General features: G+C 42.1%; 22 protein-coding genes. 13 read left to right on the plus strand and 9 right to left on the minus strand.

Annotated elements, in window-relative coordinates; all coding sequences use genetic code 11:
- Positions 1-336: 336 nt before the first annotated feature.
- Entirely contained in the window at positions 337-1,401 is a 1,065-nt protein-coding gene (locus J2X69_RS11135; RefSeq protein WP_310103102.1) for a PA0069 family radical SAM protein, read from the minus strand.
- A 400-nt stretch (positions 1,402-1,801) separates the two neighbouring features.
- Between J2X69_RS11135 and J2X69_RS11140 the strand changes: the two genes are divergently transcribed.
- The 4 genes from J2X69_RS11140 to J2X69_RS11155 all read left to right on the plus strand — a co-directional run bounded on the left by J2X69_RS11140 (position 1,802) and on the right by J2X69_RS11155 (position 7,928).
- Positions 1,802-3,151: a Gfo/Idh/MocA family oxidoreductase gene (locus tag J2X69_RS11140; RefSeq protein WP_310103105.1), complete on the plus strand. Its 1,350-nt coding sequence runs from the start codon at positions 1,802-1,804 to the stop codon at positions 3,149-3,151.
- A 372-nt stretch (positions 3,152-3,523) separates the two neighbouring features.
- On the plus strand, positions 3,524-5,887 hold the full coding sequence (locus J2X69_RS11145) for an FtsX-like permease family protein (RefSeq protein ID WP_310103108.1): 2,364 nt from the start codon (positions 3,524-3,526) through the stop codon (positions 5,885-5,887).
- A gap of 30 nt (positions 5,888-5,917) precedes the next feature.
- Positions 5,918-6,601 (plus strand): ABC transporter ATP-binding protein, encoded by a 684-nt coding sequence (locus tag J2X69_RS11150; protein ID WP_310103111.1) that lies wholly within the window; start codon positions 5,918-5,920, stop codon positions 6,599-6,601.
- Entirely contained in the window at positions 6,579-7,928 is a 1,350-nt protein-coding gene (locus tag J2X69_RS11155; RefSeq protein WP_310103113.1) for a TolC family protein, read from the plus strand. Before J2X69_RS11150 ends, J2X69_RS11155 begins: the two co-directional genes overlap by 23 nt.
- A 127-nt stretch (positions 7,929-8,055) precedes the next feature.
- Here J2X69_RS11155 and J2X69_RS11160 read toward each other — a convergent pair whose 3' ends face one another.
- The 3 genes from J2X69_RS11160 to J2X69_RS11170 form a co-directional block, all read right to left on the minus strand.
- Entirely contained in the window at positions 8,056-8,466 is a 411-nt protein-coding gene (locus J2X69_RS11160; RefSeq protein WP_310103116.1) for a GxxExxY protein, read from the minus strand.
- Positions 8,467-8,577: 111 nt separating this feature from the next.
- Positions 8,578-9,426 (minus strand): OmpA family protein, encoded by an 849-nt coding sequence (locus tag J2X69_RS11165; RefSeq protein ID WP_310103118.1) that lies wholly within the window; start codon positions 9,424-9,426, stop codon positions 8,578-8,580.
- Between the two features lie 217 nt (positions 9,427-9,643).
- A complete protein-coding gene (locus tag J2X69_RS11170; RefSeq protein ID WP_310103123.1) occupies positions 9,644-10,225 on the minus strand; it encodes a DUF4136 domain-containing protein in 582 nt (193 codons plus the stop codon).
- A gap of 209 nt (positions 10,226-10,434) precedes the next feature.
- On the opposite strand from J2X69_RS11170, the gene J2X69_RS11175 reads away from it, so the two are divergent.
- Positions 10,435-11,019, plus strand: a complete 585-nt coding sequence (locus tag J2X69_RS11175) for a uracil-DNA glycosylase family protein (protein ID WP_310103125.1) — start codon at positions 10,435-10,437, stop codon at positions 11,017-11,019.
- 24 nt (positions 11,020-11,043) lie between these two features.
- Here J2X69_RS11175 and J2X69_RS11180 read toward each other — a convergent pair whose 3' ends face one another.
- From J2X69_RS11180 to J2X69_RS11190, 3 genes are all read right to left on the minus strand, one after another.
- Complete coding sequence (locus J2X69_RS11180; protein ID WP_310103128.1) at positions 11,044-12,288, minus strand: DUF6596 domain-containing protein; 1,245 nt, start codon at positions 12,286-12,288, stop codon at positions 11,044-11,046.
- Positions 12,289-12,366: 78 nt separating this feature from the next.
- Positions 12,367-12,720 (minus strand): YciI family protein, encoded by a 354-nt coding sequence (locus J2X69_RS11185; protein WP_310103132.1) that lies wholly within the window; start codon positions 12,718-12,720, stop codon positions 12,367-12,369.
- Between the two features lie 26 nt (positions 12,721-12,746).
- Positions 12,747-13,199, minus strand: coding sequence for a carboxymuconolactone decarboxylase family protein (locus tag J2X69_RS11190; RefSeq protein ID WP_310103135.1), 453 nt, complete (start codon positions 13,197-13,199; stop codon positions 12,747-12,749).
- Between the two features lie 546 nt (positions 13,200-13,745).
- On the opposite strand from J2X69_RS11190, the gene J2X69_RS11195 reads away from it, so the two are divergent.
- Both J2X69_RS11195 and J2X69_RS11200 read left to right on the plus strand, forming a co-directional pair.
- On the plus strand, positions 13,746-14,900 hold the full coding sequence (locus J2X69_RS11195) for a hypothetical protein (protein ID WP_310103138.1): 1,155 nt from the start codon (positions 13,746-13,748) through the stop codon (positions 14,898-14,900).
- Between the two features lie 215 nt (positions 14,901-15,115).
- Positions 15,116-16,279, plus strand: coding sequence for a hypothetical protein (locus J2X69_RS11200; RefSeq protein WP_310103140.1), 1,164 nt, complete (start codon positions 15,116-15,118; stop codon positions 16,277-16,279).
- A 2-nt stretch (positions 16,280-16,281) separates the two neighbouring features.
- On the opposite strand, the gene J2X69_RS11205 is transcribed toward J2X69_RS11200, so the two are convergent.
- The gene (locus tag J2X69_RS11205; RefSeq protein ID WP_310103142.1) at positions 16,282-17,205 is read right to left on the minus strand and encodes an NAD-dependent epimerase/dehydratase family protein; all 924 of its coding nucleotides are present in this window, start codon (positions 17,203-17,205) and stop codon (positions 16,282-16,284) included.
- 313 nt (positions 17,206-17,518) lie between these two features.
- On the opposite strand from J2X69_RS11205, the gene J2X69_RS11210 reads away from it, so the two are divergent.
- From J2X69_RS11210 to J2X69_RS11230, 5 genes are all read left to right on the plus strand, one after another.
- Complete coding sequence (locus tag J2X69_RS11210; RefSeq protein ID WP_310103146.1) at positions 17,519-17,860, plus strand: PadR family transcriptional regulator; 342 nt, start codon at positions 17,519-17,521, stop codon at positions 17,858-17,860.
- The gene (locus tag J2X69_RS11215; protein WP_310103149.1) at positions 17,850-20,456 is read left to right on the plus strand and encodes an FtsX-like permease family protein; all 2,607 of its coding nucleotides are present in this window, start codon (positions 17,850-17,852) and stop codon (positions 20,454-20,456) included. The genes J2X69_RS11210 and J2X69_RS11215 overlap by 11 nt, the downstream gene beginning before the upstream one ends.
- A 310-nt stretch (positions 20,457-20,766) precedes the next feature.
- On the plus strand, positions 20,767-23,247 hold the full coding sequence (lon, locus tag J2X69_RS11220; RefSeq protein ID WP_310103152.1) for an endopeptidase La: 2,481 nt from the start codon (positions 20,767-20,769) through the stop codon (positions 23,245-23,247).
- Positions 23,248-23,355: 108 nt separating this feature from the next.
- Positions 23,356-24,753, plus strand: coding sequence for an ATP-dependent protease ATPase subunit HslU (gene hslU / locus J2X69_RS11225; protein ID WP_310103154.1), 1,398 nt, complete (start codon positions 23,356-23,358; stop codon positions 24,751-24,753).
- Between the two features lie 11 nt (positions 24,754-24,764).
- The gene (locus J2X69_RS11230; RefSeq protein WP_310103157.1) at positions 24,765-25,499 is read left to right on the plus strand and encodes an SDR family NAD(P)-dependent oxidoreductase; all 735 of its coding nucleotides are present in this window, start codon (positions 24,765-24,767) and stop codon (positions 25,497-25,499) included.
- Between the two features lie 171 nt (positions 25,500-25,670).
- Here the strand turns inward: J2X69_RS11230 and J2X69_RS11235 are convergent, their stop codons facing one another.
- Positions 25,671-26,159: a histidine phosphatase family protein gene (locus J2X69_RS11235; RefSeq protein ID WP_310103159.1), complete on the minus strand. Its 489-nt coding sequence runs from the start codon at positions 26,157-26,159 to the stop codon at positions 25,671-25,673.
- Positions 26,160-26,247: 88 nt separating this feature from the next.
- On the opposite strand from J2X69_RS11235, the gene J2X69_RS11240 reads away from it, so the two are divergent.
- A complete protein-coding gene (locus J2X69_RS11240) occupies positions 26,248-26,439 on the plus strand; it encodes a cold-shock protein (RefSeq protein WP_057935595.1) in 192 nt (63 codons plus the stop codon).
- The last annotated feature ends 1 nt before the right edge of the window (position 26,440 follow it).

A 26,440-nucleotide genomic window follows, 5' to 3' on the forward strand; every position in this document is an offset into this window, starting at 1 on the left:
TCTGCCCAACTCAGAGATCCTATGCCCCTTGTTTTTTTTTCTTTTTGTCGTTTCATAGTAGTTTACTTTGTGTAAACTCAATTCAGGACGAGTCAAATCCTAGAAATCCCCCTTGCCCCCTTAAAAAGGGGGAATTGTCTCGATGGAACTTCTAGTATTAATAGTGATATTGATCACTTTTTTAATTGCAGATCTGAAGTACAGTTGACACGACTCTCCCTTTACAAAGGGGGCTAGGGGGATTTATTTTAAAAATTAATGTAAGTCCCTCTGCCGTGAAGGATGGCAAAGTGGGTAGGTTATCTTGATACTAAATTCTTGCTACTTAGTACTCTTTTAAAACAAATTCAAATTTCCACCCTTTCGAAACTTGCTAAGGTCAAATTCGGGCATGGCTTTGCCCGCAAAATGTTTCCGTTTTGATGTAGCAAATAGCAGATTGATCATTTCTGCGACTTTGCCTTCTCCCCGCATCCTTCTTCCAAACAGCGAATCATTGAGTTGCCCGCCATGCATCGAGCAGATTTGAGCTATTACTTTATGTGCCCGGTCGGGAAAGTTTTTATGAATCCAGTCTTCGAAAATCGGCCCTACACTGCCATTGAGCCGAACTACGGTCATTCCTGCGGTAAGAGCTCCGTGGTCTGCAGCGGCTTTGAGGATGGCGGGAGTCTCGTGATCAGTCAGACCCGGGATGATGGGGGCACACATGACCCCCACCGGAATACCTGCCAAAGAAAGTTCTTCTATTGTTTTCAGCCTCTTGGATGCACTGGCAGTTCGCGGTTCCATGGTACGTCTCACATGCTCATCGAGTGAAGTGATGGAAATAAAAACTTTGATCAGTCTATCCTGAGCCAGATCCTGAAGCAGATCTTTGTCCCGTAAGATCAGGCTGTTTTTAGTGATCATTCCTACAGGATGACGATACCGGGCAAAGATTTTCAGCAGACTTCTGGTAAGTTCCATCTTACGCTCCAGCGGCTGGTAGCAGTCGGTGTTGCCTGCTATGCTGATCGGCACGGGTTTCCAGGTAGCTTTATGAAACAATTTTTCCAGAAGCTGGGCTGCATTTGCCTTAGCTATAATTTTACTTTCGAAGTCCAGTCCCGCATCAAACCCATAGTATTCATGCGTATTTCTTGCATAGCAATAGCTGCACCCGTGTTCGCAACCTTGGTACGGATTAAGTGAGTACATCATGCCCAAGTCAGGGCTTTCGATTTTGTTTACTATACTTTTGGAATGCTCGTGATAGACTTTGGTGTGAGGTGATTGGATCAGCGGTTCATCCAGTCCCTCAATATGCTCGCTGACATAGCGGTACTTGAGGAATTTGTTGTCAGTTTTAATCTGTGACCCACGTCCTTTGAAATAGCTTTCTGCTTCGTTCTTCTCCATTTGATATCAATGTAGTGGTAGTTTGGGATACGAAAAAGGAAAGAAAATGATCCGGACGGTAGATGTCCGGTTTAGGAGGGGTAGGTTCTGTTGACAGTGCGATTTGGGATAATCATAAAAAACTATCTTTTCCAAAAAAATCAATAAATAACCAGTGACGTAAATAAAATTTTTAATTAAGTTTTTTACGCCAAAATTGGTTTGAAAAGTTAAATTGCATTTCGATTATTCTTATAATCCAATACTTAGAACAAATGAACTTCTTAGTGACAAAATTCGAGCTTCTGATTTTTACAGCAGTTTTCCCCGGTGCTGTCCTTATATTGTCCTGTAGTAGTCCGTTTTGAAAATATCAGAATCAAAGAACTATAAAATAACCTGGAAATAAATTCATTAAAACATGAGTAAGAATATTGAAAGTATTGACCGTAGAGATTTTGTCAAAAAGAGTGGTTTAGGACTGTTAGGCGCTGCTTTGGCTCCTTCACTCTTAGCCAGATTAAATGCCGGTGAACGTCTGAGGACGGCTCATATCGGTCTTGGAATGATGGGGATGGCTGATTTGGATGCGATTTCTTCCCATGAGCTGGTAGATGTGGTGGCGCTTTGCGATGTAGATTCCGCCATGATGGCCAATGCAAAGGCACTTCATCCAAATGCCAAAACCTATGCTGACTATCGGGAGATGTTGGCAGATATGAAAAATGAAATAGATGCAGTGATCGTTTCTACCCCGGATCATACGCATGCTCCTGCATCTATGATGGCTATGGAAATGAACAAGCCTGTTTATTGTCAAAAACCACTTACGCATCATGTCAGTGAAGCAAGGGCGATGAATGAGTTAGCTACAAAGAAGAATCTAGTAACCCAGATGGGTATTCAGGTTCATTCTTTTTATGATTACAAGTTGGCGACCTTACTTATTCAATCCGGAATCATAGGTAAAGTGCATACCGTTCGCGCCTGGTCACCAAAAGACTGGGGGTACGATGGGCCTGAGCCAGAAGGAGCAGATCCTGTGCCTGCTAATTTGGATTGGAATCTATGGCAAGGAACTGCCCCGGAGCGTCCATACAAAGAAGATTTCTATCATCCGGGAAACTGGAGAAAAGTCATGGATTACGGTTGTGGTACACTTGGTGATATGGGGGTGCATATTTTTGACACCCCATACAATGCGCTTGAACTCGACGTGCCCCGTACGATTATCAATGAGTGCCGGGAGCCTACAGGATTCGGTTTTCCTGCAAATAATGTAGTAACCTATGAATTTCCCGGGACTAAGCATACTGCTGAGACGTTGAAATGGGTATGGTATGATGGAATCGGGGCTCCGGCGTCACATGAGGATTTGGTATTGCCAAATGGAGATGAGCTGCCAGACCAAGGGGCAATGTTTATGGGAGAAAAGGGCAGACTGTTGCTTCCGCACTTCCAACAGTTGCCTCGAAAAATTGTCGATGGCAAGTATGTAGAGATGGATATAGAATCATTTAATCTGGGTAAGCCTGTGAAAGATTACGATTCCGAAAGCAAGAAACATTACCATCAGTTTGTGGATGCATGCCTAGGAAAGGGTGAAACCACTGCACCATTCTCCTATGCATCTAGATTGACAGAAACTATTTTGCTTGGAGTGATTGCAGGCCGGTTCCCCAACGAGACACTGCACTGGAATAGCAAAAAAGCGAAGTTTACTGAGAAGAAGGCCAATAAATTCCTGAAAGGAAAGTATCGCAAGTTTTGATTCTAGTAGAAAGTATCAAGATATAAGATTTTAGATTCAAGAGCCAAGATTTTAGATTGGATTTGAGGTGTGACATTGGTCTTAAGAATTGATCATTGAATTTGAAACTTGGTCATTGATAATTTTTTTTGTTCGCCAGCGAACAAAAATGTTCGAGATAGTAATCCTGCCAAAAGTATAAAAATGCCTCTGGAGTTTATTCAGAGGCATTTTTTTGTGGCATAAAAGTGGAAAAGAATAAAAGCAGTAGTAAGTCACAGTCACAGTGGGGCAATGAAATCCTGCAACACAGTTCTTAACGATTAGCATTTAAATTTTCCAGTCTTCCAATTCCTTATGTGGAAAAACTACCTTAAAATATCCTTTCGCAATTTGCAGAAACGCAAACTGTACACCGGTATCAATCTTATTGGATTGACGGTAGCCATTGTGAGTTTTTTGGCTATTTGCCTCTATATCCAGCATGAGTGGAGTTATGATAAAATGTATTCCGGGTATGAGCGCATTTATAAGTTCAATCAGGAATTTGTGTCTGAGGGAGAAAGTCAGTTAGTCAGTTCCACTCCCTCCAGTCTGATCCCTACACTGATCGATGAAATTCCTGATGTGGAGACAGGCACACTGCTTTTTGACCTTAGTATTTTCTCCTCTGTACTGATAGATGCCGGCGAAGGAAATCAGGAGGAGGAATCCTTCGCATATGCAGATGAAAACTTTTTTAAGGTATTTGACTTTGATCTTTTGTCAGGGAATCCAAGCCAGGTATTGTCGGAACCAAATCTTCTTGTGCTGACCAGAAGTACTGCTGATCGCTATTTCGGTGATGCCGGATCGGCTGTGGGCAAAGTTCTAAAGGTTGAAGGTATGGACTTCACGGTATCCGGAGTGATGGAAGATTTCCCAAGCAACAGTCACATGGTATTTGACTTTTTGGCATCTTTCAAATCCCATAGACATGGGAAAAATCCTGAATGGTCTCCAAGCAATTACTACACTTACGTAAAACTGAAATCAGGAACGAATGTGGTTGATTTTCAGGATAAAGTAGAGAAAATCAAAGAAAAATATCTTGGCAAAGAACTGGCGCAATATGGCTATAGGACGTTTTTCCACCTGCAGCCGGTCAGTGATATACATTTGGGAGACCAATCGCTGGGCAGCATCAAGCCGGGAACCGACATTCGCTACTTATATATTTTCGGAATAGTTGCCTTGTTGCTTATTGCGATAGGGATTATCAATTATGTGAATTTGGCCACGGCAGAAGCTACCGAGCGTAACAAGGAAGTTGGGCTTCGCAAAGCGATGGGAGCGGGTAGGGGACAACTGTTTGGTCAGTTTGTCTCTGAATCTACGCTACTCACCTTTGCAGCTTCGGTATTGAGCGTGCTGCTTTTGTATTTGATTCTACCCAAATTCTCAGCAATCAGTGGCGTCTCGCTTAGCGCGGATTCTTTAATTAATCTTGGTGGGCTTGGCTTTATTATAGGATTGATTCTGATCGTTGGCTTGTTGGCAGGCATGTATCCGGCTTTGATTTTGTCAGGCATGGAGCCGATCAAAGCGCTGGCAAATAAAACGAAAATGGGTGGAGGAGCTTGGGTGAGAAAATCTCTGGTTGTATTCCAATTCTTTGTTTCCATCGGGCTGCTGATAGCTACTTTTATCGTGAAAAATCAGCTGGATCACATGCAAAATGTCAGTTTGGGCTACGATAGGGAACAAGTGATAACGTTACCCTATCACTATAGTATGCGAAATGCAGTAGAAACAATGAAGGCTGAAATGCTGAAAAGTGGTGCTGCGAGTTCCATAGCCCTTGCGGGAGATATACCTGTACATATCAAGGCAGGATATAGGATATTTCCGGGTGGAGACAATCAGCGTGAGTTTATGATTACGGGATATTCCACAGATGAAGATATAGTGAAAACATTAAACCTTACAATTCTCGCAGGTACTGATCTCAATGATAATGATTTCTCCAGAGAGGAAGCTAATGATAAGGAAGACTTGGTTCCGATTATCCTTAATGAATCAGCTATCAGGGAAATGGGCTGGAATGCTGAAGAGGCCATTGGAAAAACGGTGAATTTTGGGCATTCAGATGCAAGAATTAAAGCTGTGGTGGGGGATTTCTATTTTAATTCCTTGCATGAAAACATTGGCCCGCTGGGTATATTTAAGGATCAGGGAAATGCGAACGTGCTTCTGGTGAAAATACCTCCAGGAAATCCAGCTGCTACTCTTGCTACTCTTGAAGAAGTTTGGAAAAAACTTGTTCCGGAACGACCATTCAACTATAAATTCATAGATCAGGAATATGCACAGCTTTATCGCTCAGAAGAGCGGGTAGGTGTGATTTTTACCCTGTTCTCGGGCATAGCTGTTTTGATTGCATGCATGGGTTTATTTGGATTAGTCTCCTATGTAGCACTTCGCAGGACACGGGAGATCAGTATCCGAAAAGTGCATGGTGCTACTCAAAAGGATGTCATCTCGGTATTGGCATCTGATTTCTTCAAGTTGCTCTTAGTAGCCTCAGTATTGGCGATTGGTTTTGGACTTTGGTTTAGTGATACTTGGCTGCAGTCCTTTGCTAACCGGGTTTCATTCTCCCCATGGCCTTATATTTTGTCGATTTTGCCGGTGTTATTGCTGGCAGGATTGACTATAGGATATAGAAGCTGGAAGGTATTCAGATTGAATCCTGCCAAAACACTAAAAACAGATTAATTAAATACTAACTATATAAGTATCATTAAAATGATTGAACTCAAAAACTTAGATAAATACATAGAATCAAGATTCCAGCGTGTATTTATTCTCAAAGGAATAGATCTTACTATAAAAGAAGGGGAATTTATCACTCTTATGGGGCCGAGTGGAGCAGGTAAATCCACCTTGATGAATATTTTGGGTTTGCTGGATGAGGACTACGATGGGGAATATTTTTTTGGTGATAGAAATATTAAAAAAATGAAAGAGCGCGAACGGGCAGCACTGCATAAAAGTGAATTCGGATACATCTTCCAAGCCTATCATTTGATCGATGAATTGACAGTGTATGAGAATATAGAGACTCCGCTTCTGTACAGAAACGTATCTTCCAATGAGCGTAAAAGCATCATAGCGAATCTTCTGGATAGATTCAATATGGTAGCCAAAAAGGATCTTTTTCCAGCCCAACTTTCCGGAGGACAGCAGCAGCTGGTCGGTATAGCGAGAGCTGTGGCGGGAAAACCCCGGGTGCTTCTGGCTGATGAGCCTACGGGAAATTTACACTCCGGTCAGGCGAAGGAAATCATGGAGGTCTTTCAGGAATTGCACCGCGAAGGTACTACTATAGTTCAGGCTACGCATGCTAGAGAAAATGCGGATTACGGCACACGGCTAATCGATATGCTGGATGGTAAAATAGAAAAAGATGAAGCGATTGTTCATGTGTAAGAAGTATTTAGGCCTTATTACGGCAGTCTTGCTTGCAGGTACTCTTCAGGCTCAGGATACATTAAGGATTAACTTCCGTCAGGCAGTGGATTTGGCTTTGGCTGCAAACGTGGATTACCGGACCCAGTCCAATAATATGGAAGTATTAAAGCTGGAGAAGCAGTCAGCTCTGCTTTCCCATCTTCCGAATGCAAATTTCAATAGCTCATTTGGCCGACAGGCGGGACAGCAAACTCAACAAATAGAGGGTGAGATCGTCGTGACAAGTGTAACCAATGAAGTTGTGAATGCCGGATTGAATGTAAATATGCCAGTTTTCAATTCGAGAAGAAGGATTTTGGATACTCAATCAGCAAAATTGGCTTATGAAGCCGGAGAAAAGGGACTCGATAGAGCATCGCAGCAAGTGATGTTTGATGTGTCCAGAAGATACCTTCAAGTACTATTGGACAAGGAATTGGTGAGAATAGCTATTGAGAATCTGGAGAACCAGAAAGAAACATTAAGGCAGATTGATGGGTTTGTGGATGCAGGGCTTCGTACCCTGTCTGACAAGTACAATCAGCAATCTGAGGTGGCGAGACTGGAATCGGTACTGGTGGATGCTGAACTACAATACCAGAATGATGTGTGGGATCTGTCGGAATACCTGCAACTGGAGACAGGAGTAGTGCCTCTTCTGGAATCAGTCGATTCCCGTACAGATGAAATAAGCATGGGAAGTATGAGCATGGAGGAATTGTATGATATAGCCCAGTCAAATCGTGCTGATGGTACTCAGCAGAAGCTTTTGGCAACTTCCTACCAAAAGGATATGCAAGCCATCAAGGCAATGTATTACCCTAGAATAAATGCATTTTACAATTACAATACTTTCTTTACTACACTTGACGACAGGAGTCTCAGGAACCAACTCCTGAAAATATATCCTCAGAATATAATTGGACTTAGCCTAGCTGTTCCAATATTCAATAATTTCCAAAACAGAGTGGATGTAAGTAGAAGCCGGGTAGCTTATAAAAACCAAATTCTGCAGAAGGAATCAATAGACAGGAAGATCTACCAAGATGTGAAACTGGCCCATCTCAACTATATAGCTGCAGTGAAGAAGCAGGGAAATACCAGGGTACAGGTGATGGCAGCTGAGGAGGCTCAAAATGCAATTTCAGAGCGTTTTCGACTGGGGATTTCCAATTTCGTGGATTTGGCAACTGCCAATCAGCAACTAGTGAGCGCTCAGGCTGATCAGGCCCAGGCCATTTATACACTGTATTTCCAGGAAGTCTTGATGCAGCACGCCTTGGGTACCTTGAATGTGCTGGATTGAAACCGTTCTATTGATTGTTACCACAAAGTCGCAAAGTCAATAAAGAAGAGAAATTTAAAATATTTCAAAGTAGAAGAAAGCAAATCTAGCTTCTTTGCTTTCTTTATGACTTTGTGGTTAAACAATCTTAGCCTCTGTCTAAATTGGAGAAGTAATTATTGACAAAAGTTTTTTGTCCTTCATGATAGAGATTTACTACATTGAAATTCAGTAAAATACCTTTTGGGGCTTTCATTAATTTCATATAAGTCATTAATTGTGCTTGATGTATTGGAAGGATTTCAGAAACTGACTTTATTTCAACTATTACATTCTCTTCAATAAAAAAATCTACCCTTAAATCAGCTGTGACTGAAATTCCCTTGTACAGAATAGGAATACGAATTTCTTGATGGAAAAGAATATTTCTTTGTCTTAGTTCTTCTGCGAGGCATTTATGATATACACTTTCCAGCAGTCCGGGGCCTACATGCTTATGAACCTCAATGGCAGCACCATTTATTTTGTAAGTTAATTCATCTAATTTCTTCTGTGTCAAAATTATAAGCCCTTTAGTAGGGTTTAATTTACTGAAATTTTCATAAAAAAAGCAGGCTCGGAAGCCTGCTTTTTTGGTTGTGGTGGTTAATCGTAGTTGGTGGTTTTAATCTTATAGCATCGCAAAGAACATATCCAAATCAGGAATCAATACGATTCTTGTTCTTCTGTTAATCGCCATATTTTCAGGAGTATCATTGTCTACCAGTGGCATATAGCTCGCTCTTCCTGCTGCAATCATCTTTTCAGGAGCTACATTGTAATCTTCCTGAAGTTTTCTGACAATACTTGTGGCTCTTTTCACCGAAAGATCCCAGTTATCCTGAACTACTCCTGTAGAAATCGTTCTTGGATCCGTATGTCCCTCGATCATCACTTGTAAGCTTGGCTCTGCATTGATCACCTCAGCTAATTTTGCCAACAGAGGATCAGCTTTGGTGCTAATTCTGTAGCTACCTGTGTTGAATAGCAGTTTGTCAGATACTGAGATCATTACTACAGTCTGGTCAATGCTGATATTGACATCATCTTCATCTCCATCTACCGTAGTTTCTGTGATGTTCTTCTTTAGATTGTATTCAACTGCCAGATTGACAGAATCTTCCAGAGTTTGTGCCTGAGCCAGTTTATTAGGGTCTACATTGGCTAGGGTTTGCTTCATTTTTTCCTTAGAGTTTTTGGACATCAGTGTCGCACCCTCTAAGCTAAGCATACCGTCGTTTTGCAGTGTCAATGCGTCATTGGTGTCACGTAGAGAATTGATCCTTGCATTATACTCTGCCACTCTATTCTCTATGATTTGCATTTTCTCTTCGAGCTCGGCTTTTTCTTGAGCGGTAGTGGCCAGTTCAGTTTGGGTTTTAAAAAGATTGCCTTCTAGTTCTGTGTATTTTTTCTTTGAAACACATGAGACCATCACAGTGGCGCTCAACAGTCCGGTAACAATAAGTGATTTTTTCATAATTGATTTCTTTGTATTTCGATCACCTATTTCAAAGCCATTGCCACAACCGTAAATCTGTTGGTTTTTCCCCTGAAAGTATTCAAAAGGCTCAAATGAAGCGTGTAGGCTGGGGGTAGACAAAAAAAAGAAGCTCCAAAACAATAGGGGAACTTCTTTAAAAAACTGTGGAATGACTACACAACTTGCCTAGGGGATTACTCAGGAAAATGAATTATTATTCCAATTGCCTATTCAGAACTTTGAATTCATTCATTACGCGATAAGCCGCCCGGGTGATGTCAGATTGGAAATGTGGAGAATCCAAGTCAAAATTGGCAGCTGTATATCCTTGCCAGATCGTATTCCCTCTTTTGCTGTCAATCACATAGATTACCAGCATGCCTTGGTTTTGTGTGTACCTGACCTGATTGTAGGTCTCGTCTTTTTCCTGCTCTTTGTCGAGTTCGCCTTCATCTGTCTCAGGCACAGTTCCTACACGCTTTAACCAATAATCGAATTCGGGTTGAACATAGCCACGGTATCTAATGGAATCAGTGAAAATTTTATAACTCACCAATAAGTCCGGTTTGGTGTCATTTTCTCTAAATCCCTGAGAACCCAATCTAGCACCAATAGTTGCACTTAAAACAGGTGAAATTATGCTGGTGTCTTTTTCCGTAGGAACTACAAATGCAAAGGTTTTGTATCTTTTAAATGATGCTTGATAATTGTAGTCATAGTTGGTCACGTAATCCTTGGAAGAAAAACATCCTGAACAAATAAAAATAAGGATAAGAAAGGAGCAAGTATTTTTCATGATGTAAGGGATATGTGGTTGAAAGATATTTTACTAAATACGGGCTAACATGGTCAGGTGGATTTAACCGGTGGTGATAAAGTAATAGGTTGAAGCTCAAGAGGCTAGACCTTTAATTTACTACAAAATCAATATAATAAACAGATGAACACTGCATTACTTTCGGTTCCTCATAAAAAAATGTATAAAAACGATAAAAATGATTGCTGATGAATAGTTTTCTTAGGTTAGTTACTGAAGCACAGGCTTGTACTATATGCAAGGAGTTTTTGCCACTAGGTCCCTTGCCTGTCTTCTCGATCCATCCAAAAAGCAAAATTCTTGTCATTGGTCAGGCACCCGGAACAAAAGTCCATGCTACAGGAATTCCCTGGAACGATGCCAGCGGTAATGAACTCCGGCGATGGCTCGGGGTCGAAAAAGAGCAGTTTTATGACCCGAAGATCTTTGGGATCATGCCGATGGGATTCTGCTATCCCGGGAGGGGCAAAGGAGGAGATATGCCACCCCGGCCGGAATGCGCACCTACATGGCATGCTCAAATGAGGGCAGTGATGCCTGAGATCCGATTAACCTTGTTGATTGGGCAATATGCGCAGAAATATTATCTGGGAAAGAACTGTGGGAAAAGCCTGACTGAGACAGTGAGGAATTATGAGACTTATCTACCCGAGTTTATGCCCCTCGTACATCCCTCGCCCCGCAATCTTATGTGGAGGAGGAGAAATCCATGGTTTGAAGACGAAGTGGTGCCTACCTTAAAGGATATTGTCTCTCCATTTTTACTTCCGTAGGGACATGATATAGTATCCGAGGAATTAGTTTTCCGGACTTTTAAGTTCTTCCATATTTCTCCTGATCAACATTTGGTCACACGTTGCATTGGCCAGTTTTAAGGCAGTTTGATAGTGGGAGAGTGCGAGTTCTGGATCGACATCAGAATAGAGTTTTCCCAGAAGCGAATAATAGAATTGATTGTCTTTGAGGTCTAGTTTTTCTGCTTCTTTGATAGCGCTTTTTGCTCCTGATACTTTGGAGAGTGCATAGACTCTATTGAGGGCAGCTATCGGCGAGTATTCCAGCTGTAGCAGATGATCATAGCTTTGCAGGATTTGCTGCCATTTGGTCGGAGTATCGCCTTTCCGGGTATGGCAAGCTGCGATTCCTGCTTCCAAATGATATTTTGACAGGTGGGTTCCGGTAGCAGCATTGTTTAGAAAGTAGTTCCCACGCGCAATAAGTTCTTGGTTCCAGAGATTTTCATCCTGTTCATGGTACAGCACACTTTCTCCCAGTTTATTGGTGCGGGCATCGAAGCGGGAGGAGTGAAAGCACATTAGAGCCATCAAGGCGTTTACCTTCGGGACATTGGTAGCGGCATTTTGGATCAGCATATAATTTAAGCGCATCGCCTCCATACAAAAATCCTTTCGGAGGTTGGTCTGCTGTGAAGTAGAATAATAGCCTTCCGAAAACAAAAGATATAGCGTAGTCAGGACAGTCTCGAGTCTTTCGGTGATTTCAGTTATACTCGGTTGGGAGATGGGAAGATTTGCTTCTTTCAGTGTTTCTTTTGCCCGCTTTATGCGCTTATAGATCACCTCTTTATTGGTTACAAAAGCGTCAGCGATCTCCTGTGCGCCAAAGCCGCAAAGTAAATTCAGGGCTAAAGCAATCTGGGATGCAGTCGGAATGATTGGGCTGCAGACTGCGAATATCATTGCCAGCTGGCTGTCGGAGATATTCTGGTAAGATAAATCCAGTTCGATTTCCTCATTTAATGGCGAATCTCTTTTTAGTTGAGGGGAAAGTTTGGAGTCAAATAAATGGCTTCGTTTTAGATGATTTTTTGTTTTGTTTTTGGCTACGGTATAAAGCCAGGCTGTAGGATTGTCGGGTAATCCATGATGGCTCCAGTTCTCTGTAGCTGACAGAAAGGTATCACTGACAATATCTTCGGCCACTTCCACATGAGCTATCCCAAAAAGATTAATCAAGACTGACACGATCTTTTGGTATTCGTTTCGGAAGAGGTGGGGGAGCAAGTCTTCTTTGTCCGGCATTCTTGGATATAAAAAGTTAAAAACTTCGCTAAAGTCAGAAGGGAAAAGCGAATGTTAAAAGTCGCTTTTCCCTTCTAATTAATGATCTGCAGGTGTCACTGCTTTTCTTATCTCCACATTTCCGCCGAGTTCCAAGACCGGACATCCATTGGCTATTTCAGCCGCTTCATCATAGTTGGCAGCTTTGATGAAAATCATGCCTCCAATAGCTTCTTTGATCTCCACATAGGGGCCATTGAGAACCTGATTCTTTGATTTCACAATTTTCCCTTCACGGTCCCAGCGCTGGATTGGGCGGGAAAGTGTGTCTTCTGCCGTTAGTTTCTCAAACCAATCCTGCCACAGTTTCAGATTATTTTGTAATCCTTCCGCTGAGGGTTGGCTATCCTTGGAGTTGAAATCTCTTCTGAATATCAATAAGAACTCTTCCATAGTATTGTTTTTTTAAAGTTACAGAATCAACCGAATTGCCCCACTGTATAGGAGCCCGCTTTTACTGGAAAAGCTGACTGCAATCTGTTCCATGTATTAATATTGGTTGCGATCAATGTTAGATCTATCAATTCCTCTTCGGTGAAGTGTCCACTTACTTTTGCATAGACCTCATCGCTGACTTTGGCAACGGTAATCGCTTCTGCCCAAGCCAGGGCAGCTCTTTCACGATCTGTGTAATAGGGAGTTTCTCTCCATGCACTTAGGCCATACAGCCGCTGCTCAGTTTCGCCCGCTGCCCGGGCGTCCTTGGAATGCATATCCAGACAAAACGCACAGCTATTGATCTGAGAAACTCTGAAGACAATCAGCTCATGCAATGATTTTTCGATGCTCGCTTTTTTTAGATAGGTTCCCATTGCAAAGATTGGTTTAAGACCATCTGTTGCTTTTTCAAATAAATTAATTCGCTTTTCCATGACGTTAGAATTTTGATTGTTATACCTCTAAGACAATCGGATTTTTAGATCTGGACATAATCGAGACTTTTTTTAAGTTTTTTAATGTATTAGAAAGAGTTTCCGCTGATTAGCGCAGGAAAAGACGCGAATTTTCGCAGATAGCATTTTACAGAAGTTCCGCTTTTATAGCCGTGTGTGAAGTCCTAATTTGTGTTTTTTTTTAAATGTCTTTTTTAATCGCAAAGCACACGAAGGAAGTGCGGAGGACACAGTTGCTTTTGCCTGTGGTTTTTTTTCATAATCTACGGCAAGCATATCAAGTAGTGTAGGAGATTTGTCCCATCGGGACAGCGGCCGGTAGCTTATGAGACTCACAACCGCTTTTACATCTCTTAGGGACGTTTTGAAAACGCATTGTCCTTACTTTATCATACTCCTATTTCGTTAAAACCGGTTAACGTGCAATGGAGGTAGTTGGAGTTGCTTGTGATTTTTATTTCTTTAAAGTAAGATTTTGAAAATCATATAATTGACTCCGGTGTTTTTTATCCTAAAATTTTTCTCATGAAACTCAATTTATCGCAATTTGCTCTTTGCTCACTGGCTTTTGGACTTCTGTCCTGTGGCAAAAACAATGAAAGTAACACCGCCTCAAAAAGCTTTACTCTGGAAATCACTGACTCTGTTCAGATAGATTATCTCGGCGAAATGATGCTGATCGACTTTGATCCTGATGCAGACAAATATCTGTTGACTACGGATGTATATTATGAATATCTCGAAGTGGATGATAAGGGGAAAATCCTGAATCATAATAAATTCAATCCTGAAGGAATAGATGCTGTGGAGACATCTTTGGGCTTAGGATATGTAGATGGAAAGGTCACTGTTTTGACGCAAACCAGCGGGTACTATCAATTTGTGGATTCTTCCAAAGTTGGTAAAATCCCTATTCCATATAATTACCAAGTATTCATGTTTTACCCAAAGCTTGGAGTTTTTAGAGATAAGGACAAAACTTATTTCCCATCACTTTGGCCAGAGACATTTGCAGTGAATATGGATGAAGGAGAATTTTATAAAAAGTTGTACAGACTTCCCATACTCAGTTCGCTTGATAAAACTAACCAGGATACCATGGGAGTGGTGAGATTACCGGAAAATTCGAAACTATTAGATGGGCAAGTTCATGGGTTTCCTATACCGGTATATACCATGGATCAGAATAAGTTGCTCCTAAGCATGTGGTTAGAACCAAGAATCTATGTGTACAATAAGGTAGGGGATCAGTTTGAATATGAAAGAACTGTGGATGTGAATATTCCGGATTGGGTTCACTATGATCCTGTCCCTTTGGACAAGGCAGAGCAATTTTTTGAAGGTTTTTCAAAGAAATTGTCAGGCAGTCTGACCAACTTCTTCAAGGTGGGAGATAACTATGTGATTGTCTATAACAAAGGGATTTCAGAAGCGCAGATGTCTGAACTGGGTCCTCCAACCGACGGAGGGCTCTCCCGAAGGAAAAAGAATCCAAGTTATGCCGCAATTTTCGATAAGGACTTCAATCAGTTGGCTACGAATGTCGCGTTCCCTATTACAAGCAATTACCCGATGGTGGTCAATAATGAAAGAGAATTGGTCGTATCCAAGGTTGCCGGTTTATCCGAAACTGAAGATGATGGGATTATTTTGTATAAATTGAAATTGACTGAAAAGTAGACTTTCAATAGTTTTAATCAATCCATTTTATGTGTATCCGCTTAACTGCACGTATGTACTTTGAATTAATGCTAGAAGTTCAAATTTGGCAAATCCCTCCGCCGCGGCGGAGGGCAAGGGGGATTTTTCCAAGGCTAGCGCAAGACATAATTCTAGTACGTGCATAGATGCGGATACACATAATCCATTTAAAAAAAACTTTCAAATCAAGATCCATGTCACTTATTCTTAGAATAACATTTTTGTCAATAACTGCCTTGGCAATTTTTTCCTGCAGCAATCGAAAGACAGATGCTGTGAAGAATGAAGACATTTCTTTTTCTTTTGACATCATTGATTCCGTCGAAATTGATTATCTGGGAGAAATGAGGCTAATAGATTATGATTCTGAGCTAGACAAGTATCTGGTTGTAACAGATGATTTTATGGAGTATATGGAAGTGACACAAACCGGAGAAGTTCTCACTCATCATAAATTGAATCCTGACGGGGTAGATGCAGTTGCTTCGGTATTGGGCATAGGATATCTGGAAGGCGACGTGACTGTGATGTCTGAGACCAAAGGCTATTTGAGATTTAGGGATTCTGTTAAAGTAGGGGAGATTAAGATTCCATATGAATTTCAGCCTTATATGTTCTTTCAGAAATTGGGGGTTTTCCAGAATGAAAGCATGATATATTATCCAAAGCCATGGCCGGCTTCTTCAAGTATAGGAATGGGAGAAATTGATTTTTACCAAACACTTTATAATTCACCTATCATTGAAGGAAAGAATGTTGAGACAGGAGATACGGTAACTACTGTACGACTGCCAGAGTCTTCTGCTTTGCGAGATGGTCAGATGCATGGAATGTTGTTTCCTGTTTATACCCGAACGGAAGAAAATTTACTTTTAAGTACCTGGTTTGAGCCAAAAATCTATGTGTATCAGAAGGGGGATTTGGGATTTGATTATGAGAAAACAGTAACTATTGACATCCCCGGATGGGTAGAAAATATACCGAGTTCTTCAGATGATCCCTCGCAATATTATCTTTTGAACACTAAACAAATAGGAGGTGCAGTTACCAATCTCTTTAAGTCAGAAGAATATTATGTGGCGGTTTATCACAGAGGGCTCTCTGAGGAAAATCATACTGAAAGGGGAAATGATATGCATGCATACATGATGTCAGTACGGAAGGCTGATCCATTTTATGCTGCAATTTTTGACAAAGACTTCAATCAACTTGCAACAGACCTGGCATTTCCGGCCACTAGTGATAGTCCTACAGTGCTTAATAAAAACGGAGAATTTGTAGTCTCCAAAGTCGCAGGCTTATCCGAGACAGAAGATGATGGGATTATACTGTACACATTACAGCTTAACATCAAGTGATTTCAGTCTTTCAAGCAAAAACTCAACCCTTCCTTCATCGTTGTAGGTTTGAGTCCGTAGACTTTCTCAATCTTAGAGGAATCAAAACAATAGTTTGAATCCAACTGATAGCGAAGTTCTGCGATTTCTTTCATCACAGGCATAAAAAGCCCGAGGATGCTGACCAGCCAAGCCGGCATCACTTGCAGTTTGAGTTGGGTACCAAGCTGATGATTGATGATTTCCACAATTTCTTTTACCGAAGGATAGGAATCATCGGTGGGCAAATTCCATGTCTGATTCCAGGAATCTTCCTGCAAGGCTAGAAATGCTGTAGCTTTTCCTGCGTCGGGAATATAGATGAAGGAATGCTTTTTGTCTCTGGAATAGAGCCATTGTGCATTTTTACCGGTTTTCATCCGTTTGATTACCAATTCATCCAGTACAGAATTGCTGGCATCCGGCCCATAGAAATCAGGGGCTCTGGCTACAATTGCGGAAATTTTTCCGCTTTTCACCTCATTCCATAGCATGTCCAAGATCTTCTTTCTGACTTTTCCTTTTCTGCTTTTGGGATTGAGGGGTGTTTCTTCCGTGAGATGACTGACTTGGGACGGATCGCAGGCGTACATATTGTCGAAGAAGACCAGTTTGGATCCATGGGCAATGCAAGCATCCAATGTATTCCTCATGATAATAGGCCAGTCTCTTTCCCAAACAGCTGATTTGTATTGAATGCCAGCTAATAGAAATACTATGGCTGAGCCTTTTACTGCCTCAGCCACAGCAGTAGCATCCAACAAGTCGCCGGAAACCAGTTCATCTGTTGGATTTACTTTTTTGGGAGTTCTGCTGAATTGACGTACCTGTTTTCCTGATTTGGCAAGTTCGGAAGAAACGATCTTTGCTATGTTGCCATTGGCACCAAGGATGGTATGGACTGACATGGGAAATGGGTTAATAGGCAAGCGTGGATAAACTACATTATTTTGAGCATAGGACTTTTGTAAAGCAACATTCAATTTCCCAAGATAGGTTATTCACTATGAAATTTTTCCCATGTTTGTTTATCCTTCTATTAATCTTTGGTAGTGAGTGCAAAAGTACTGTCGGCATGATCCGGATTAGGTCTTCTATAGAGGAACTTCTGTTGCCAGTCAGGCTCAAAGAAAATAGCCTTGAAATTTTGCTCTTCATTTGTTTTACAAATATGAAAGTAAGTTATTACATTTATATTTGTAAATATAATAGAGTGGATTTATGAAAGGTTATCATTTAGGTGAATTGGAAGAGTTGATTCTATTGACCGTCGGGATATTAGATCAAGAGGCATACGGTGTCGCCGTATTGGAAGAGATCAAAAATCAAACGGGTAGAAAGGTCAATATCTCGGCGATTCATACCGTATTGAACAGACTTGAGGAAAAGGGTTTTTTGAAATCCCATATGGGAGGTGCCACTGAAGAAAGGGGAGGAAGAAGAAAGCGCTTATTTACGCTATCGGCCACCGGCAGATTGGCGATAGAAGAAGTCAAGAATCTGAGAAATAAACTTTTCGACCAACTTCCGCCATTGGCTTTGGATTTTTCCCATGGATACTAAATTCAAGCATTATCCTCCCAAATGGCCGGATCGCTTTTTGGAATTCTACTGCAACCCAAATCGGTTGGAGCAGATACAGGGAGATGCCTATGAGCTTTTCTACCTGAACTTAGCCGAGCGGGGAGTAAGCTATGCCAGATTCCGATTTTTTATCCATGTGCTCAGTTTTTTCAGATGGGGCAATATCAGACGTACCAAACCTTCTTATCGGTCATTTAACCAAGGGGCTATGTTAAAGAACTATTTTAAAATCGGCTGGAGGAACCTCCTGAATCAAAAAGGAACCACATTTATATCTGTTTTTGGGTTGGCTTGTGCAGTAGGGTGTTGTATGGTGGCCTATCTGTTTATTGCTCAGGTTTGGTTCAAAGGTATGCATCAGCCAAACAAGAATGATATCTATCAGCTCACTTATACAGCGGAAGGAGAAGATGGATTGGTGACTTATGGAACTATTGCTGAGCCAATTGCCGAATTGATTCCCGATAGATTGGATCAGGTTCAGAATGTTGCCCGAGTTTCGGTGGATTTTTCCATTTTGATTCAAAATAATGAGAGCTATTCTCAGCGTTCTCTTTATGTAGATCCTGCATTTATGGAGATGTTTGTTTATCGGATGGATTATGGATATTCCGGTGCATTGCTCGAGCCAAATCAGGTTATTTTGACACATGAGCTTTCGCGAAAACTTTTTGGAGATACACATCCCATAGGGCAGGAACTTGCCTTGGTGGTCAATGGTCAAGAAAAACCTTATAAGGTAGGAGGAGTACTGGCTGATTTGAATGATATGGATATGTTCAATTTTGACCTTATGGTGAATATAAACAGCCATCCAAAGTACGCTGCTGATATACCGCTAAAAGATGCATGGAATTCTGAGTTATGGATGTTTGTCCACTTACAGAACGGAGCGGATATTTCGCAGTTGGAATCGGGATTTGCCGGTATGACCAGTGTCCAAAAAGCTATCAATCCGGACAAACCTTACCAAAGTATTCAGCTGGAGGCTTTTACTGATCTAGTCCGAAATTCAGAGCGGATCAAACGCGGAGTAGTGAGCTCCTTGGTTATCGCTCCTCAGATCTTATTGGCTGCCATCGCTGCGTTTATCCTTATTTTAGCGGTGTTCAACTACATCAATATATCCGTATTGATGGCTTCGAGAAGGCTGAAAGAAATCGGGGTGCGTAAGGTAATCGGCAGTAGAAGGAGCCAGCTTGTATTTCAGTTTCTGAGTGAAAACCTGATGGTCTGTTTTTTCGCTATTTTGCTGGGGTGTCTTTTCGCCGGCTTTATCTTCCTTCCGGGATTCAATGATATCGCTTCTAAAAACCTCAAAATTGATTTGCTTCGAGACCGGTTTGTCTGGATTTTTTTGGGAGCAATGCTGCTGGGTATTACAGTGGTTTCCGGATTGTATCCGGCTATTTATGTGTCTTCTTTCAAGCCAATCAATATTCTCAAAGGCAATCAGAAGATCGGAAGCAAAAGTGTTTTTACCGGTGTTTTATTGACCTTTCAGTTTACGCTCGCGATCATCGGTATTGTAGCAGGAGTTGCTTTTGTTCAGACTAATTACATCAATGCCAATCGGGATTGGGGATATGACAGTGCGGATAAGATCATTGTAAATGTGCCTAATCCTGAAGATTATCTTCCGCTCAAAAACAAGCTGTCAGCGCTTGCTTCAGTAGACCAAATCAGCGGAAGCCAAGATTATATTGGGGATTGGATAAGGGAGGAAGAGCTGGTCTTTCGTGAAGAAAAGCATGAAATCAACCTTCTGGATGCTGAGGTTAATTATTCGGATGTGATGGGTTTGAAACTAAAAAAAGGCAGGTTGTTTAATCCTGAGCTGATTTCAGATACGCAGGAATCAGTTCTTGTAAACCAAGCTTTCCTAAATCGGTTGGGTTTGGAATTCCCTTTAACTGAAAAAATAATGCTTGACAGCACCGGTTTTGAGGTAGTGGGAGTGGTGGAGGATTTTCATACTGTTTTCTTCCAAAAAACAATTGAACCTATGGTGATCCGGGCATCACGGGATACTACGTTTAACTACCTTACACTGAAAATGACGCCGGGAACGGCAGGATCTACTATGACATCGGTTAAGAAGATCTGGCACAAAACCGTCCCAAGAGGACTTTTTGAAGGGAAGTTGCAGACGGATGTGTTTGACCGTGAGGCTGCAGATGTACAGGGAGTAAGTAATATTATCCTGTTCTCAGCCATACTGGCGGTTATCCTCGCCGCTTTGGGACTGTTTGGGCTGGTGTCCTTGAATATGAATTCCCATATCAAGGATTACTGTGTAAGGAAGGTATTTGGGGCCAGTCCCGGGAATTTATCCATGAAGCTTGCCAGGCGCTATCTGATTATCTGGGGAATAGCTTCTGTACTGGGTGCCGGGATTTCTGTTGTATTGATATCTGCCTTTATGAATAGCTTCTTTGCTTTTCATTCGGGAGTGGGACTGTTTCCAATCGGGTTGGGATTGGTGATTTTGCTTATGGTAATAGGCACAACCGTCAGTTCTCAGATTTGGAAAATAGTGAAGGCAAACCCCGCCGCAATTTTGAAAACAGAGTAGAAACGGAGGTTTGCTGGGAGTTTTTTGTGTCATTAAGGATGGAAATCTGCCCAAGCAGCACCATAGATGGGATTACCATTATGGTCAACCTCCTTATTTGTTTTTATGAAAAGGTATGCAATACACAGCTTCTTACCATGATTGGGGCCTGGACCGATTAGATTCCGCATATTTTAGAAATTGATAACTGCCATTCTGACCACTTCCCCCTTTGGCATGCACCTTGACCTTTTAGGAAGAACCTTCGTATTTTGAGGGTTCTTCTTTTATTTTAGCATAAAACAGACAGCCTGGCTGTCATTCTGTCTATATGAGCCAATTCGAAAATTCTGTGTTTCAAAACTTAATGGTCGGTGAATTTGCCGGTGAGGGAGATCTGATCCAGCTGATTACCGACGAGGAGGATGATGCACAAGGAAAGGAAATCTTGGATGAAGAGATTCCTATCCTTTCAGTGAGAAATACAGTACTGTTTCCCGGAGTAGTAATTCCTATCACAGTCGGAAGACAACGATCCATCCGTCTGGTGAAGAAAGCACAAAGGGGAAATAAAATGATCGGAGTGTGTGCCCAGATCAATCCTAACATAGATGACCCGGGATGGGAGGATATCTATCAGTATGGCACAGTCGCCAAGATTATCAAAATGATCGTGCTTCCTGATGGGAATACTACTATTATTATTCAGGGCAAGAAGCGTTTCAGGATCAGTGAGCAGATTACTGATGATCCATATTTCATAGCGAAGGCAGAGTATTTGGAAGAGAATTTTCCCAAAAGCTCCAAGAAAATCCAGGCACTTGAAGAGTCTCTGAAAGAATCCGCTACGCGTATCCTTCATCTGAACCCGGAGATTCCCCGCGAAGCCCAGGTTGCGCTGGATAATATCGACAATACGCCTTTCCTTACCCATTTCCTCTCCTCCAATATCAATGCTCCCGTGGAAGCAAAACAACGCTTGCTGGAAATAAATGATGGCGTAGAGCGGGCGACACTCTTGCTTGAATTTATGATGAAGGATATCCAGATGCTGGAGCTGAAATCTGAGATTCAGAAGAAAGTGCATACCGATATCGACCAGCAGCAACGGGATTACTTCCTGCGCCAGCAGATGAAAGTCTTGCAGACTGAGCTTGGTGACGAAGGACCTGAGAAAGAAGTGGAAGATTTAAGAGTTCGGGGAGCATTGAAAAATTGGCCGACAGAAGTGAAAAAACACTTTGAGAAAGAACTCGATAAAATCCTTAGAATCAACCCTTCTGCGGCTGAATATCCCATTGCGCTCAATTATGCTGAAACCATGGTGGAATTGCCATGGAATGAGTTCACCCAGGATAACTTTGATCTGAATCACGCCAAGAAAGTCTTGGATGGAGATCACTTTGGGTTGGAGAAAGTCAAGGAAAGAATCATAGAATACTTGGCGGTATTGAAATTGAAAAATGACCTAAAAGGTCCGATACTTTGCCTGTATGGCCCTCCTGGTGTGGGTAAGACTTCTCTGGGGAAATCCATTGCGGCTGCACTGGGAAGAAAATACATCAGAATGTCCCTTGGAGGCATGCATGATGAGGCGGAGATCCGTGGTCACCGCAAAACTTACGTGGGAGCAATGCCCGGGAAGATCATTCAGAACATGAAAAAGGTGAAAATCTCCAACCCGGTTTATGTACTGGATGAGATAGATAAGCTTTCCTCTGATTTCCGGGGAGATCCTTCTTCTGCATTTTTGGAAGTGCTGGATCCGGAGCAAAACAATGCTTTTTTGGATAATTACCTGGAAGTGGAATATGACTTGAGCAAAGTGCTTTTCATTGCCACCGCCAATTCCCTGGATACGATACAGCCTGCATTGCGTGACAGAATGGAAATCATAGAGGTCACAGGATATACACAGGAAGAAAAGGTGGAGATAGCCAAGCGTCACCTGGTACCTAAGCAGAGAAAAGAGCATGGATTGAAATCCAAGCAAATCACCTTTGACAGGGCAGCTTTGGTGAAACTAATCGAGGATTATACCAGAGAGTCCGGCGTGAGAAGTTTGGAAAGAGCGATAGGGAAAGTGGTGAGAAATATTGCCAAATCCATTGCCATGGAAGAGGAGTACAGTCCCAAAATCACTGCTGCTGCTGTCAGGAAAATACTGGGTTCTGAAATATTCGACAAGGAGTCATACACCGATAATAGCATCGCCGGTGTAGTTACGGGCTTGGCATGGACAAGTGTAGGAGGTGAGATTTTGTTTATAGAAACCAGTCTGAGCAGAGGGAAAGGCAAGCTCACGCTTTCGGGGCAGTTGGGCGATGTGATGAAGGAATCGGCGATGACAGCTTTGTCTTACCTGAAATCCAAAGCTGATAGGTTGGGGATCGATCATAGAGTATTTGATCAATATGATCTTCATATACATGTTCCTGCGGGTGCTGTTCCCAAAGACGGACCTTCAGCCGGCATCACCATGCTTACTGCGATGGCTTCAGTGTTCACACAGCGTAAGGTAAAAGCAAAAGTGGCCATGACCGGAGAGATAAGTTTGATAGGCAAAGTGATGCCTGTGGGCGGGATAAAGGAAAAAATCCTGGCGGCAAAAAGAGCAGGAATCAAAGAAATCATCCTTTGTAGCAAAAACAAGCGGGATATTGAGGAAATCGATGAGCAATATGTGAAAGGAGTGGAGTTTCATTTTGTAAATAAAGTGGAAGAGGTGCTGGAGATTGCCTTACTCAAGACTAAAGTGGATAACCCGCTGCAGTTCAACCTGCAGTCCGAAAATGGAAAAGACAACAACTAGGAATATATGTGTTTTCTTCCGGGAGACGTTTTCTTTTAAATAACATACCTAATTAAAACCCGGACCGTAAGTAACCACAACGGTCTGGGCAGATTTTAACCTAACATCATGGAAAAAATACTTTCACTTACTCCGAGACAAATCGTCGCTGAGTTGGACAAATATATAATCGGGCAAAATGACGCGAAGAGGAACGTTGCTATTGCGCTGAGAAACAGAATTCGCCGTCTGATGGTGAAAACAGATATTCAAAAGGATATCGTACCGAACAATATTCTCATGATCGGATCTACCGGTGTGGGTAAGACTGAGATTGCCAGAAGATTGGCGAAAATAGCCAATGCGCCATTCACTAAGGTGGAAGCTTCCAAATTTACAGAAGTTGGCTATGTAGGGCGTGATGTGGAAAGCATGGTACGTGATCTGGTAGAGCAGTCGGTAGCACTGGTAAGAGAGCAGAAAAACGAGTCGGTGAAAGCGAAAGCTACCGAAGCAGTGGAAGAAATTATATTGGATGTTTTGATTCCACCGGTAAAAAGTGCCGGTTTTACCCGTACTATTCCTATAGATACCGACCAGAGTGCTGAGCCAAGCAATGATGCGGAATTGAATGAAAGAACACGTGAGCGATTCAGAGAGAAGCTTAGGGATGGGGAATTGGATGATCGAAAAATTGAGATCAGTGTAAAAGCCGGTTCGCCGGTGGGCGTGGGAATGATTGGAAACGGTATGATGGACGATGCCAGTATGGCAGGTCTTCAGGATATGATTTCCAATATGATGCCTAAGAAAACCAAAAAGCGAAAAGTGAGCATTTCCGAAGCTAGAAAGATTCTTTTGGAAGAGGAAATGTCCAAGTTGGTTGACTTCGAAGAGGTGAAGGAGGAAGCGATCCAACTTGCCGAAAATAACGGGATTATTTTCATAGATGAGATAGATAAGATTGCATCCAGATCCGGTAAAAATGGCGGTGGTCCTGATGTGAGCCGGGAAGGCGTACAGCGGGATTTGCTTCCGATTGTCGAGGGATCGGCGGTCAATACCAAATACGGTGTAATCAATACTGACCACGTGTTATTTATTGCAGCCGGTGCATTCCATGTGGCGAAGCCTTCAGATTTGATTCCTGAGCTACAAGGGAGATTTCCTATCCGGGTAGAGTTGCAAAGCTTGACACAGGAGGATTTTTCAAGAATCTTACGGGAACCAAAAAATGCACTCACCAAGCAATATCAAGCACTGTTTGAGTCAGAGGAAGTGTATCTTGAATTCAATGATGAGTCCATCGAGGAGATCGCCCGGTTGGCATTCCTGATCAATCAGGAAGTTGAGAATATCGGAGCAAGAAGACTTCATACGGTGATGAGTCATTTGCTCAATGACTTCCTGTTTGATGTGCCTGATACCATCACTGCGAATTCCAAAATCATGGTAACCAAGGAAATGGTACAAGAACGGTTGGATTCTCTTGTCCAAAACAGAGACCTGTCCCAGTACATTCTATAAATCGAACCCACATGTCGCAGAAATCACTTCTTATACTTACAGGCCACAGCAAGGGTCTTGGTAGAGCTGTTTTAGATGCTTATCTGCAACATGGCGGGTTTGAAATCATTGGCATTTCTAGGACCAAACTTGGACTGGGCAATCCCAATCTCACCGAAATCAGCATTGATTTTGGTGAGATTGATTTATTGGAGACTGAACTCCCGAAGCTGTTCCCTTCGGGAGATTACAGGGAAATTATACTGATCAATAATGCGGGATTGATAGGAGAGATCAAGCCCGTAGGCAAGCTTCAATTCGATAGTTTGAGAACCCAGGTCAATGTCAATTTGCTTGCTCCCATGTATCTGACTAACGCTTTTGTGTCGGCTTTCAGGAACTCGACGGCAAGGAGGATTATTTGCAATATCAGCTCCGGAGCTGCTTCCAAGCCGGTAGAAGGCTGGGCAGGGTATTGTAGCACCAAAGCCGCGCTGGCAATGTTTACCCAGATTGCGGCTAAAGAAAATAATAATATTCGATTTTTTAGTGTTGCCCCGGGAATAGTGGATACACTGATGCAGGGTGAAATCAGGCAGGCTGATGGATCAGATTTTCCACAAATCGATCGGTTCAAAAGCTACAAAGAAAATGGTGAACTCTCTACACCGGAGTCAGTGGCGGCAAAAATCAAGTATATGCTGGAAAACGAAAGTGAGTTTGAGGAAGTGATCCAGGATGTCAGGAGCTTTGAATTGCCGATGTAGCTACTGGGACTGCGATTTAACCACAGTGGGCACAGAGTTTTTCACAGAAGACACAGTTTTGAGTCGTAATTACTTCCGTTCGTGTGATATTATTCGAGGCCTCAGCAACTGAGACTGAGACTGAAAACTGAGACCGATAATTTTCACTCGCTTTCCATCCTGTCCATTTTCTCACCCTTTCTTCGGGTAATCAACAAACCAAAACTTTGCATTTTCAGGGCGTAGCCGGATCCAGTGATCGGTATCCACAAGCAATCCATAGTGTCCTGAAGTAGGTAGATTGTCCAAGCTCCCTCCGAAATACTCAATGAAATCATTCATTCCGGGATTGTGGCCTACTACAAAGATCAATTCATGAGAATCATCCTGCTTTTGAATGCATTTCAAAATCATAGCGTAAGATGCATGATAAAGATTTTTGTCGTACGCCAATTTCGACTTAGGGACAGCCAATACTTCTGCGAGTATTTCGGCTGTTTGAGAAGCTCTGGTAGCAGTGGAACTCAAAATCAGGTCGGGAGAAATGCCTTTTTCTTTTAATCGAAAACCCATTTCAGGCACATCATTCCAGCCCCGCACAGCCAAAGGTCTGTCGTGATCGCTCAGAGTAGGGTTGTTCCACGCTGATTTTCCGTGTCTGACCAGAATTATTTTCTTCATTTTCTGAAAATAAGAATGATTATTTTGTTTTTTTTAATCGAATATTTACTTTTAGCTCTCTTTCAATTCCAATTTATCACAATTTATTATGTTTACCGGAACAGTAAAATTTTACAATGAAGCCAAAGGGTTCGGATTTATCGTTGACGATGAGTCTCAAAGCGAAGTATTCGTACACGCAACCGGTTTGGTTGATCAAGTCGCACAGAATGACAAAGTAACTTATGACATCAAGGATGGCAAAAAAGGACCAAATGCTGTCAATGTCAAAAGAGCTTAAT

Source organism: Algoriphagus sp. 4150 (genome assembly GCF_031457395.1).
GTDB lineage: Bacteria > Bacteroidota > Bacteroidia > Cytophagales > Cyclobacteriaceae > Algoriphagus.

Excerpts from the sequence above, each read along its gene's own strand:
- J2X69_RS11135 (WP_310103102.1), bottom strand. The coding sequence starts at position 1,401 with ATGGAGAAGAACGAAGCAGAAAGCTATTTCAAAGGACGTGGGTCACAG.
- J2X69_RS11190 (WP_310103135.1), bottom strand. The coding sequence starts at position 13,199 with ATGGAAAAGCGAATTAATTTATTTGAAAAAGCAACAGATGGTCTTAAA.
- lon (WP_310103152.1), top strand. The coding sequence starts at position 20,767 with ATGAGCCAATTCGAAAATTCTGTGTTTCAAAACTTAATGGTCGGTGAA.
- J2X69_RS11140 (WP_310103105.1), top strand. The coding sequence starts at position 1,802 with ATGAGTAAGAATATTGAAAGTATTGACCGTAGAGATTTTGTCAAAAAG.
- J2X69_RS11155 (WP_310103113.1), top strand. The coding sequence starts at position 6,579 with ATGAAGCGATTGTTCATGTGTAAGAAGTATTTAGGCCTTATTACGGCA.
- J2X69_RS11230 (WP_310103157.1), top strand. The coding sequence starts at position 24,765 with ATGTCGCAGAAATCACTTCTTATACTTACAGGCCACAGCAAGGGTCTT.
- J2X69_RS11170 (WP_310103123.1), bottom strand. The coding sequence starts at position 10,225 with ATGAAAAATACTTGCTCCTTTCTTATCCTTATTTTTATTTGTTCAGGA.
- J2X69_RS11185 (WP_310103132.1), bottom strand. The coding sequence starts at position 12,720 with ATGGAAGAGTTCTTATTGATATTCAGAAGAGATTTCAACTCCAAGGAT.
- J2X69_RS11240 (WP_057935595.1), top strand. The coding sequence starts at position 26,248 with ATGTTTACCGGAACAGTAAAATTTTACAATGAAGCCAAAGGGTTCGGA.
- J2X69_RS11165 (WP_310103118.1), bottom strand. The coding sequence starts at position 9,426 with ATGAAAAAATCACTTATTGTTACCGGACTGTTGAGCGCCACTGTGATG.
- J2X69_RS11215 (WP_310103149.1), top strand. The coding sequence starts at position 17,850 with ATGGATACTAAATTCAAGCATTATCCTCCCAAATGGCCGGATCGCTTT.
- J2X69_RS11175 (WP_310103125.1), top strand. The coding sequence starts at position 10,435 with ATGAATAGTTTTCTTAGGTTAGTTACTGAAGCACAGGCTTGTACTATA.
- hslU (WP_310103154.1), top strand. The coding sequence starts at position 23,356 with ATGGAAAAAATACTTTCACTTACTCCGAGACAAATCGTCGCTGAGTTG.
- J2X69_RS11200 (WP_310103140.1), top strand. The coding sequence starts at position 15,116 with ATGTCACTTATTCTTAGAATAACATTTTTGTCAATAACTGCCTTGGCA.
- J2X69_RS11150 (WP_310103111.1), top strand. The coding sequence starts at position 5,918 with ATGATTGAACTCAAAAACTTAGATAAATACATAGAATCAAGATTCCAG.
- J2X69_RS11235 (WP_310103159.1), bottom strand. The coding sequence starts at position 26,159 with ATGAAGAAAATAATTCTGGTCAGACACGGAAAATCAGCGTGGAACAAC.
- J2X69_RS11205 (WP_310103142.1), bottom strand. The coding sequence starts at position 17,205 with ATGTCAGTCCATACCATCCTTGGTGCCAATGGCAACATAGCAAAGATC.
- J2X69_RS11180 (WP_310103128.1), bottom strand. The coding sequence starts at position 12,288 with ATGCCGGACAAAGAAGACTTGCTCCCCCACCTCTTCCGAAACGAATAC.
- J2X69_RS11210 (WP_310103146.1), top strand. The coding sequence starts at position 17,519 with ATGAAAGGTTATCATTTAGGTGAATTGGAAGAGTTGATTCTATTGACC.
- J2X69_RS11195 (WP_310103138.1), top strand. The coding sequence starts at position 13,746 with ATGAAACTCAATTTATCGCAATTTGCTCTTTGCTCACTGGCTTTTGGA.